Below are 10,066 nucleotides of genomic sequence, written 5' to 3'. Positions count from 1 at the left end.
GTAGGTTTTTTTTTTGCATATTTGGTATCAGCAAAAAATGTTATGATCCTACTTTCAGATAAACTCGAATTCCCAAAGGTGACCCAAGCCTCTCCAGAGGGCTTGCTGGCTGTTGGCGGCGATTTGTCCGTAGAACGTCTAATTTTAGCTTATAAAACCGGCATTTTCCCATGGTTTAATGATGATGATGAAGTCATTTTGTGGTGGTCTCCAGATCCTAGGTTTGTGGTATTTCCTGATCGGTTGAAAGTCTCCAAAAGTATGCGGCAACTATTGAGGAACACAGATTTTACCGTCACAGTTAATAAAGATTTTGAAACGGTCATTGCAGAATGTGCCAAAGCAAAACGATCAGGGCAGGCTGGCACTTGGATTACCGAACATATGATTGAGGCCTACACTAAACTACATCAGTTAGGGTATGCAAAATCTGTTGAGGTATGGCAGGATGACAAATTGGTAGGTGGTTTGTATGGTGTCGATTTGGGCAATGGTGTGTTTTGCGGGGAGAGTATGTTTGCCAAGGTGAGCAATGCAAGCAAGGTTGCCTTCGTAACCTTTATTCAAAACACAAAGTATAACCTGATCGATTGCCAAGTGTACACCAATCATTTGGAAAGTTTGGGGGCAGAGGAGATTGAAAGGGCTCTATTTTTGAAATATTTGGGAGGACATTCCAGGTTTTAAATTCTACATTTCAATGGCTTTGTTTTGAATTTGGAATTTGGCATTTGAGAATTATTATTTTCATATTGTTTCCTGATATCTAAAACAATCCACCTCATGATCATTGACGATGCCTACAGCCTGCATATATGCGTATATAACGGTAGAACCCACAAATTTAAAACCTCGTTTTCTTAAGTCTTTGCTTATAGTATCACTCAATACAGTTGTTGGAGGCGCTTGTTTATAATTCTTGACCTCGTTTTTGATTGGCTTGCCCTCTACAAATCCCCAAATATATTTGGAAAAGGAACCAAATTCTTCTTGGACTTTCATAAATAATTGCGCATTGGTAACTGTTCCGTTGACCTTAAGTTTATTTCTTACAATACCTGAGTCTTGAAGAAGAGTATCAATTTTATCCTGTTTGTACTGAGCTATCTTTTTATAGTCAAATTGATCAAATGCAGATTTGAAATTTTGACGCTTCCTTAAAATGGTGATCCAACTCAAACCCGCTTGAAAGGTTTCCAACACCAGAAACTCAAACAGTGTGTCGTCATCTTTAACAGGAACACCCCATTCCGTATCATGATACTGCTCATAGAGCGCATCACCTTTGCACCAACCACATCTTTCTTTTTCCATCAATTATTGGTTTAATTCATAGGAATTTTAACTTATCAATATCCAATACAAACTTCTGTAAGGAACTTCAATTTGGACCACTAATGTAACAACGGTTACTCAAAGTTATTTCAAATTGGGTTAAATTCGCAAAAAATATAATAATGGATACGATCACGCACCACAACATAAATAATACATTAAAAGTAAGCTTGAATAATAGCATGTCTTATCAAGCTTATAGATCACTGATGGGCGAATTGGTAGCAACCCATTCCACCACAGGATTGGATAAGAGTGAGGACATGGTGGGTTATACCATTTTAAATGAGCAACGCATGAAGCGATGGGATAAAACCCTCAAGGTTTCGGCAGAAGCTCAGGAAAAAATAGCAAGGTTTAAAGGTGACGTTACTTGGTTAGTGCTCACAGAAAGTTGGTGCGGTGATGCGGCACATGTGATTCCTGTAATTAATAAGGTTGCTGAATTACATCCAACTATCGATTTGAAATTGGTGCTGCGTGATGAACATGATGCCCTTATGCAACAGTTTCTGACCAATGGTGGAAAATCAATACCTAAATTGATTATGATCGATACTGCTTCAGGTGAAGTTTTGGAGACTTATGGACCAAGACCAACCGGCGCTACTATGTTAGTTGAAGATTATAAAGCAGGACATGAAACGATCACTACAGAATTCAAGGAAATTTTACAAGGATGGTACAATAAAGATAAAGGTCAAAATACGATTGAAGATTTATTGTCGCTTTTAGGACTACATTAAGCATTAGTCCTTCGCCTTAAAATAATAGGTAATTGAACCAATTTGCTTTGCTTTTAGAGCGTCAGCACTAAAGCGTGCCTCATTGGCATACTGTAACGCACTCTCAACTAAACACGCGTTTTTTGAGGTGGAGGAGCTGTTGACATAGGCGTCAACCACTTCGCCGGTGGCACTTACTGTAATATTAATGACCACTTTTCCGCTTTCTTCACATAGATAAACTGGGGGAGGCAGATGCATGTCCTTGCGGTTGACCAAACTATAAGACACACTACTATTGGTGTTTAATGCAGAATTGTTTGCTAAATTATTGGTGGAGTTATTGCCGTTTGATTTGGCCGATTTGCGCTTTTCCGAAGAACGCATGGCAATAACATTCTTAATTTTACTGTAGGACGACAATTCATTTTCATTAACCGAATAATCTTCAGCCGCAGGTTTGTTTGCCACATCAGTTACCTCTTCTGGCACCTCAGTATCCTCAGTCTCGGTTTGTTTGGCATTTTTTTCAAAATCGTTGGAGTTTAAGGATTTGAAATTATTCATGACCTCCTTAAAATCATTCGCTGAATTAAAAGCCGTATTCGTTTCTGAAATATTAGGATCATTCATTGCCAATTCTTCCAATATTTTTTGTTCTTCTGGTGTTGGAGGTGGCGGTAACTCATAAAAACTCTCAGCCACTTTTTCCCTATGCTGCTTAATGCCAAGGGCAAACATAGCAAGGATAAGGGTACCACTAATTAAAGTGGTAATGATCAAAGCTTTATGTTTTTCTATAAATTCCAAAAAGAAATATTTTTTATTAGGGGGTTATGTCTTGCCTGAATATATACGTCAAAATAGGTAAAAAAGATTAAAACACCATAAATTCAAGAAAGTCTGAAATGCTTGAAAGCTTTTCTTCTGTTGGTCAGGAATAAGTTATCAAAAATTATTCCGAAGGAAGGACTTTAATGAAGTTTTCGACAGTTACAGCATCCTTAGCATCAAAATCACCAATTTTAGTCCGTCTCAATGCAGACAAATGAGCGCCTGAATTAAGAGCTTTTCCAAAGTCGTTAGCCAAAGACCTAATGTAGGTGCCTTTGCTGCACACCACTCTGAAATCAACTTCCAAATTTTCAATGCGCGTGATGTCGAATGCTGAAATGTGGACTTGTCTTGAAGGAATCTCTACCGCTTCTCCAGCTCTTGCAAATTCGTATAAACGCTTCCCGTCTTTTTTCAATGCCGAAAAAACTGGAGGAAATTGCGCAATCTCCCCAATAAATTGTGCTGTTGCCTCGCGGATTAATTCTTCCGTCAGATGGTCTGTTGGATAGGTGTGATCAATTTCTGTTTCAAGATCATAGGAAGGTGTTGTACTGCCTAAAACAAAGGTGCCTGTATATTCTTTAATTTGGGCTTGAAAACTATCAATATTTTTAGTCATTTTACCGGTACAGATCACCAATAAACCAGTCGCCAAAGGATCCAAAGTACCTGCATGACCTACTTTTATCTTTTTGATGTTGAAAGCACGGCGTATTTCCCAACGGAGTTTGTTAACCACCTGAAAAGAGGTCCAATGCAAAGGTTTGTCAATTAAAAGAACTTGACCAGAAAGATAATCGTCGGCTGAAAGCATTAAATGGTTGTTAGACTGTAAATAAAATAATGAATAATTAAAAGGGCAACGCCGAGGATAATTCGGTAATAACCGAAAATCTTAAAACCATGTTTGCTCAAATAATCGATAAATGATTTGATGGCAATAAGCGCTACAATAAACGCAATCACATTACCCACAATAAGGTAGTTAATCTGATCACTGCTCAGCACAAATCCCGCTTGATAATAGTCGTACGTTTTTTTAACCGTCGCTCCCAACATAGTTGGAACCGCAAGAAAAAACGAAAATTCAGCGGCAGTTTTACGGTTTAGTTTCTGGGTCATCCCACCAACAATGGAGGCGCCACTTCTGGATGTTCCTGGAATCATCGCCAAACACTGAAAGAATCCAATTTTTAAGGCTGTGGCGTAACTGATGTTGGTGTGCGCTTCTGGATGTGCTTCGTCATAAACTTCATTTGATTTAAACCAATCATCAACTTTCAATAGGATAAATCCACCAATTATTAGGGAAATTGCAACGGTTAGCGGACTTTCCAATAGCTCATCAATGACGTCGTTTAAAAGCAATCCTAAAATGACCGCTGGAATAAAAGCCACCAATAATTTAAAGTAAAAATCCAAACTTTGAAAAAAGCGTTTCCAATATAAAACTACTACGGCAAAAATGGCGCCCAATTGAATGACGATGGTAAACAGTTTGGTAAAATCATCGGATGCAATTTTCATAAATGAAGAAGCGATGATCATGTGGCCTGTGGAAGATACGGGCAAGTATTCTGTAAGGCCTTCGATAATAGCTAAAATAATAGCGTCAATTAAATTCATAGGGGTAATTAATAGACAATTTTCAAAACACAAATTCCAAAAGTAGTGGAATGAGCAAAAATTAGAATTTGGATTTTAAGATTTGGGATTTTCATTCTTATTCGGATTCAGTAAAATTGCATATACCTGCACACCAAAACCAATCAGCACTAAAGTAGGAGCCAAACGGATACGTCTCCAGCTAAAGATTTCAGGATTGAAGACATTGGGGTCATTACTGCCGCCACCAGACATGAGTATAAACCCGAGTGCGATGATACCCAAACCAATAAGCATGAACACGTAATTTTTTCTTCCGAAAATAAAATTGGTGTTGGCGCTTTCCTTACGTTTTTTTTCTCCCATGACGATCGTTGTAATAATAGGCTGCAAATTAACGGTTTTATTTAAAACTTTCCGTTAAGAGTATCTAAATAGTTGGAATTTGCTGGGGATTTAAAGATGTTATCAGAGTTGCAATTCAATCGTTTTCTGAGGACTTGACTGCTTATCGGTGGTGAGGGCATTATTAGTGTACGATAAAACAATTACAACTTACGGGGTATATCAATTAGCGACAATCTGGTCTTGAATCTAATATCTATTAGCGAAGTGGTCTTAAGTCTTTAACGAAATCAAAGATTAATAATACAACGCATCCGTCTTCAAATTAAGGAAACGCTGTGTCGCAATAAAGGTGCTGATCCACGTAATCAAAATCCCCATAAGAAAAATGGCAAGAAACAAGCCGCCAATTAAAATAGGGTTGGACAACAATTGCAGCTCTACAAAAGTTTGGTTGAGGTAGTAAAGTACAATGCCCATACCTATCATGGCGATAATAGCGCCAATAATCCCTAACTGTACACTTTTAAAGACAAAAGGTCTTCTGATAAAAGATTTGGTCGCCCCAACCATTTGCATCGTTTTGATGATAAAACGTTTGGAATAGACCGCCAATCTTATGGAACTATTGATGAGCAGCACAGCAATCAGAGTAAAAACAGCACTAATGACCAAAATCCAAAACGTAATTTTCTTAACGTTGTCATTCATCAAATCTACCAAATCATTATCATAACGAATTTCTTCAATGAATTTTTTCGCGGCCAATTCTTCGGTGATGGAGGTTAGCGTTTCTGTGGTTACAAAATCGGCTTTTAAATGGACGTCAATGGAGTTTTGCAACGGATTATAGCCCACAAAATCCATAAAATCTTCACCTGTTTCCGCTTTCATTGATTCGGCAGCAGCTTCTTTGGACACATACTCCGTACTTTTTGTATAGTCTGCCATGGCAAGACTTTTTTCAAGCTGGTTAACTTCAACTTCTTTGGCAGAATCGTTCAAGTAAATGGTCACTACCACTTGCTCTTTAAAATGATCAGCAACCTTTTTGGCATTCAGGACCAAAAGGCCCAAGCAGCCTAATAAAAAGAGTACCAATGCGATACTGATAACCACAGAAAAATAAGACGAAATTAATTTTCGTTTTTGATACTTGTCAAAAGATGATGCCATGGATGTTTACTTATTAGTTGCGTAAAAATATAAAACAATTTGTTACGCTAAGTATTACAACGCTTAAACTTTAGTAGTGTTGTGATAATTGCAGTATTTACAGTTTTAGACAAAGTGTTTAATTAGTTATGGTTAGTGATAGCTGATTTTTTTACAGTAAGAATGTTTATTTTACTAAATTGGCACAGAGTTTGAAAATCTGTTTCAATACTAATTTAAAACAAAACAATTATGAAAAAATTACTACTATTATCAAGTATCGCTGTTTTTGGATTTTCAAATTTAATAGACGCTCAAAATGTTGATTTTGGATTGAAAACAGGTTTAAACATTTCAAATATCATAGGAGGTGATTTAGATAGAAATAATTTAATAGGGTTTCACATTGGTGGATTTGCTGAAATTGAACTAAGTGATAAATTTTCACTTCAACCAGAACTACTCTATTCTAGACAAGGATCTGAAGTAGAAAATAGTTTGAAAGTTAAAGTAGATTATTTGGCAATACCTGTAATGGCTAAATACTATATATCTGAAAAGTTTAGTATAGAAGCTGGACCTCAAATGTCATTCTTAGTTAATGATAAAGTTGAATTTAATGATGATGCTATTCCTGACGCTGAGACGGATGCAGCAAGCTTTGACTTTGGATTAAATGTAGGTTTGGGTTATAATGTTAGTTCTCATTTGTTAGCGCAAGTACGCTATAATTATGGAATAACTACAATCTCAGAAAATCCAGATATTACAAATAGTGTCTTTCAATTATCATTAGGGTATAAGTTTTAATCTACACGATATTCAAATTGAAAAGGCATCTTAAATCTAAGGTGTCTTTTTGCTTTAATAACTTCTTTGAGCAATAGGCTATTTAACTGGTAAAGTTTAAATTTGTGCCTTTATTAAAAGGAAAGCAGAATATGAAATACGATTTCAATAAAATCGAAGAGAAGTGGCAAAACCATTGGGCAAAAAATCAAACGTTTAAAGCTTCGAACACGAGTGACAAACCAAAGTTTTATGTTTTGGATATGTTTCCTTATCCAAGTGGGGCGGGACTTCATGTTGGACATCCGTTAGGATATATTGCGAGTGATATTTATGCGCGTTACAAACGTCATAAGGGCTTTAATGTATTGCATCCTCAAGGGTATGATAGCTTTGGTTTGCCGGCAGAACAATATGCTATTCAAACAGGTCAGCATCCTGCGTTAACGACTGAAGAAAACATCAAAACGTACCGTCGTCAGTTGGATCAAATCGGGTTTTCATTTGACTGGAGTAGAGAAGTGCGAACTTCCGATCCTGGTTATTACAAATGGACCCAGTGGATTTTTATCCAGTTGTTCGAATCTTGGTATAATAATGATAGCAATAAAGCTGAATCCATAGAGACCTTGATGACTCTTTTTTCTTCAGAAGGAAATGCGAACGTCAATGCTGCTTATGATGATCACATCGAAACATTTACAGCGTCAGATTGGAACTCCTTTTCATCAGAAAAACAAAAAGAAATCCTATTAAAATATAGACTCACGTATTTAGCAGAAACAGAAGTCAACTGGTGTCCTGCTCTAGGAACTGTTTTGGCCAATGACGAAATCGTCAACGGCGTTTCAGAACGTGGCGGCCATCCCGTCATGAGAAAGAAAATGACGCAATGGAGTATGCGTATTTCTGCTTATGCTGAACGTTTGCTGCAAGGTTTGAATGACATTGACTGGACAGAATCTTTAAAGGAAAGCCAGAGAAATTGGATTGGGAAATCAGTAGGAGCAACGGTATTGTTCCCCATCCTATCCTTCCCCGAAGGGGAAGAGAAATCTGACGCAAAAACTCAGCCTGGGTATATGACTGGTGGGAACAATTCTCATCTTTTGCTAGAAAAAGCAAAAATGATGAGAAATAATCCAACCGAAGCTGAAAAGGTATTATGGGCTCACTTGAGATCAAAAGGTATTGGGGATAAGTTTAGGCAACAGCATTTAATAGATGATTTTATTGTTGATTTTGTATGTCTTTCAAAAAAGTTGGTCCTTGAGATTGATGGATCAGTTCATGATGCTCAGATAGAAGCAGATGCCGCAAGAACAAAACGTTTAACTGATAAGGGTTTCAAAGTTATAAGATTCCGTAACGAGGAAGTGTTTGAGAACTGTGATGAGGTTTTAAAAACAATCGAGACTCATTTAAAAGAGTACCGTGTGCCCCCTTCGGGGGTTAGGGGGATATCAGTTTTCACCACCCGACCTGACACTATCTTCGGAGTTTCGTTTATGACGCTTGCTCCAGAACACGACTTGGTGTCAAAAATTGTAACCGACGAGCAACAACAAGAAGTGGAGGCCTATATCAAATCCACCGCCAAGCGTAGCGAACGCGATAGAATGGCCGATGTCAAAACCATCACGGGCGCTTTTACAGGGGCTTATGCTGAACATCCATTTACCAAAGAACCGATACCTATTTGGATTGGCGATTATGTGTTGGCAGGTTATGGAACAGGTGCCGTAATGTCAGTCCCTTGCGGTGATCAGCGCGATTATGATTTTGCAAAACATTTTAATATTCCAATCCCTAATATTTTTGAAGGCATTGATATTTCCGAAGAAGCGTATGGTTCCAAAGACAATGTGATTATTGCCAATTCTGATTTCCTTAATGGATTGTCGTACAAAGAAGCCACAAAAAAAGCCATTACAGCACTTGAAAAATTAAATCAGGGCGAAGGTAAAACCAATTACAGATTGCGCGATGCGGTCTTTTCACGTCAGCGTTATTGGGGAGAACCGTTTCCTGTATATTATGTGAACGGCATGCCGCAAATGATAGCTCAAAAACATTTGCCTATCCGTTTGCCAGAAATAGAAAAATACTTGCCGACTGAAACCGGCGAGCCACCTTTAGGGCGTGCCGACAAATGGTATTGGTTGCAATACGGTGATAAAGCGGAAATCGTATCTAAAGAAACCTTTGAAAGCTCCTCTCCTTTGGGGAGGTTAGGTGGGGCTCTAGAATTGAACACGATGCCAGGTTGGGCGGGAAGTTCTTGGTATTTCTTTAGATATATGGATGCTCATAATGATGAGGTATTTGCGAGTGAAGACGCGCTTAACTATTGGGAAAACGTCGATTTATACATTGGCGGCAGCGAGCACGCCACAGGGCATTTATTGTATTCTCGTTTTTGGGTGAAGTTTTTAAAAGACAGAGGTTTCGTGGGTGTGGAAGAGCCGTTTAAAAAGCTGATTAACCAAGGGATGATTTTGGGGACGAGTGCGTTTGTATATAGAACAGACCTATTGTTGGGATCAAAGCCAAAAGATTTCAAAAATCCAGTCTTAGATAAGCCTATTTACATTTCTTATGATAACTTCAAGAAGTTTGAAAATTTATATAATTTTATACTGAATTCTACAATTTCTGCTAACGATAAGAACATCTTTGTAAATGGTAACGGTTTTACTAGAGGTTTGGCGAGCGTAATTGAAGACACTATATTTTTTGATTTATTAGACGAAGAACAGAAAGGAATTATCAATATTTTTTGGGGTTTGTTTGAATCTGTTCAGAAAGATATTTATGGTCAGAATACGGGAGCTACTCTAGAAGGGCTTCAGTTTTCACCAATTCATGTAAAAGTGCAATATGTGAATGCATCAGACGAATTAGATATTCAAGGTTTGAAAAGTGATAGTGAATATGGTGAAGATTACAAAGACGCCATTTTCATTGGAGAGAGAGGAGAAGTCCTCTCCTTTGGAGAGGATTTAGGAGAGGCTTTTAAAGTTGGTCGCGAAGTAGAAAAAATGTCAAAGTCAAAGCTGAACGTCGTCAATCCTGATGACATAGTCAAAGATTACGGGGCAGACAGTTTAAGACTCTACGAGATGTTCCTAGGTCCATTAGAACAAGCCAAACATGGAATACGGCAGGAATTACAGGGGTTCACGGCTTTTTAAAGAAGTTATGGAAAACTATACCATACAAAGGTGACTGACGGCAGTTTTTTACGTCAAACAGTTCCCCCTCTTCGGAAGGGG

Annotated in this window: 10 protein-coding genes; 4 read left to right on the top strand and 6 right to left on the bottom strand. The window is 37.9% G+C overall.

The window, feature by feature from the left end; all coding sequences use genetic code 11:
* The first annotated feature begins 42 nt into the window (after positions 1 to 42).
* Positions 43 to 687: a leucyl/phenylalanyl-tRNA--protein transferase gene (gene aat / locus A9996_RS18325; protein WP_066438758.1), complete on the top strand. Its 645-nt coding sequence runs from the start codon at positions 43 to 45 to the stop codon at positions 685 to 687.
* Between the two features lie 60 nt (positions 688 to 747).
* On the opposite strand, the gene A9996_RS18320 is transcribed toward aat, so the two are convergent.
* Positions 748 to 1,314, bottom strand: a complete 567-nt coding sequence (locus tag A9996_RS18320) for a DNA-3-methyladenine glycosylase I (RefSeq protein ID WP_066438755.1) — start codon at positions 1,312 to 1,314, stop codon at positions 748 to 750.
* A 143-nt stretch (positions 1,315 to 1,457) separates the two neighbouring features.
* Between A9996_RS18320 and A9996_RS18315 the strand changes: the two genes are divergently transcribed.
* A complete protein-coding gene (locus A9996_RS18315; protein ID WP_066438752.1) occupies positions 1,458 to 2,081 on the top strand; it encodes a thioredoxin family protein in 624 nt (207 codons plus the stop codon).
* Positions 2,082 to 2,084: 3 nt separating this feature from the next.
* Here the strand turns inward: A9996_RS18315 and A9996_RS18310 are convergent, their stop codons facing one another.
* The 5 genes from A9996_RS18310 to A9996_RS18290 all read right to left on the bottom strand — a co-directional run bounded on the left by A9996_RS18310 (position 2,085) and on the right by A9996_RS18290 (position 6,023).
* Positions 2,085 to 2,870 carry an energy transducer TonB family protein gene (locus tag A9996_RS18310; RefSeq protein WP_083994031.1) on the bottom strand — a complete coding sequence of 262 codons (786 nt, stop codon included), beginning with the start codon at positions 2,868 to 2,870 and terminating at the stop codon, positions 2,085 to 2,087.
* Positions 2,871 to 3,015: 145 nt separating this feature from the next.
* On the bottom strand, positions 3,016 to 3,711 hold the full coding sequence (gene truB / locus A9996_RS18305) for a tRNA pseudouridine(55) synthase TruB (protein WP_066438750.1): 696 nt from the start codon (positions 3,709 to 3,711) through the stop codon (positions 3,016 to 3,018).
* Positions 3,711 to 4,523 carry an undecaprenyl-diphosphate phosphatase gene (locus tag A9996_RS18300; RefSeq protein WP_066438742.1) on the bottom strand — a complete coding sequence of 271 codons (813 nt, stop codon included), beginning with the start codon at positions 4,521 to 4,523 and terminating at the stop codon, positions 3,711 to 3,713. The genes truB and A9996_RS18300 overlap by 1 nt, the downstream gene beginning before the upstream one ends.
* Before the next feature lie 75 nt (positions 4,524 to 4,598).
* Positions 4,599 to 4,868: a DUF3098 domain-containing protein gene (locus A9996_RS18295; protein WP_066438741.1), complete on the bottom strand. Its 270-nt coding sequence runs from the start codon at positions 4,866 to 4,868 to the stop codon at positions 4,599 to 4,601.
* A gap of 276 nt (positions 4,869 to 5,144) precedes the next feature.
* Positions 5,145 to 6,023: a cell division protein FtsX gene (locus A9996_RS18290; protein ID WP_066438738.1), complete on the bottom strand. Its 879-nt coding sequence runs from the start codon at positions 6,021 to 6,023 to the stop codon at positions 5,145 to 5,147.
* A gap of 231 nt (positions 6,024 to 6,254) precedes the next feature.
* On the opposite strand from A9996_RS18290, the gene A9996_RS18285 reads away from it, so the two are divergent.
* Positions 6,255 to 6,812, top strand: coding sequence for a porin family protein (locus A9996_RS18285; RefSeq protein ID WP_066438735.1), 558 nt, complete (start codon positions 6,255 to 6,257; stop codon positions 6,810 to 6,812).
* A 131-nt stretch (positions 6,813 to 6,943) separates the two neighbouring features.
* Positions 6,944 to 9,985, top strand: coding sequence for a DUF559 domain-containing protein (locus tag A9996_RS18280; RefSeq protein ID WP_248912384.1), 3,042 nt, complete (start codon positions 6,944 to 6,946; stop codon positions 9,983 to 9,985).
* Positions 9,986 to 10,066 lie beyond the last annotated feature (81 nt).

The organism is Gelidibacter algens, assembly GCF_001678675.1.
GTDB lineage: Bacteria > Bacteroidota > Bacteroidia > Flavobacteriales > Flavobacteriaceae > Gelidibacter > Gelidibacter algens.
This window is presented reverse-complemented; position numbering and strand designations above follow the sequence as displayed.

Bases quoted from the DNA above. Each gene is read 5' to 3' on its own strand.
- A9996_RS18300 (WP_066438742.1), bottom strand. From the start codon at position 4,523: ATGAATTTAATTGACGCTATTATTTTAGCTATTATCGAAGGCCTTACA.
- truB (WP_066438750.1), bottom strand. From the start codon at position 3,711: ATGCTTTCAGCCGACGATTATCTTTCTGGTCAAGTTCTTTTAATTGAC.
- A9996_RS18280 (WP_248912384.1), top strand. From the start codon at position 6,944: ATGAAATACGATTTCAATAAAATCGAAGAGAAGTGGCAAAACCATTGG.
- aat (WP_066438758.1), top strand. From the start codon at position 43: ATGATCCTACTTTCAGATAAACTCGAATTCCCAAAGGTGACCCAAGCC.
- A9996_RS18290 (WP_066438738.1), bottom strand. From the start codon at position 6,023: ATGGCATCATCTTTTGACAAGTATCAAAAACGAAAATTAATTTCGTCT.
- A9996_RS18320 (WP_066438755.1), bottom strand. From the start codon at position 1,314: ATGGAAAAAGAAAGATGTGGTTGGTGCAAAGGTGATGCGCTCTATGAG.
- A9996_RS18295 (WP_066438741.1), bottom strand. From the start codon at position 4,868: ATGGGAGAAAAAAAACGTAAGGAAAGCGCCAACACCAATTTTATTTTC.
- A9996_RS18285 (WP_066438735.1), top strand. From the start codon at position 6,255: ATGAAAAAATTACTACTATTATCAAGTATCGCTGTTTTTGGATTTTCA.
- A9996_RS18315 (WP_066438752.1), top strand. From the start codon at position 1,458: ATGGATACGATCACGCACCACAACATAAATAATACATTAAAAGTAAGC.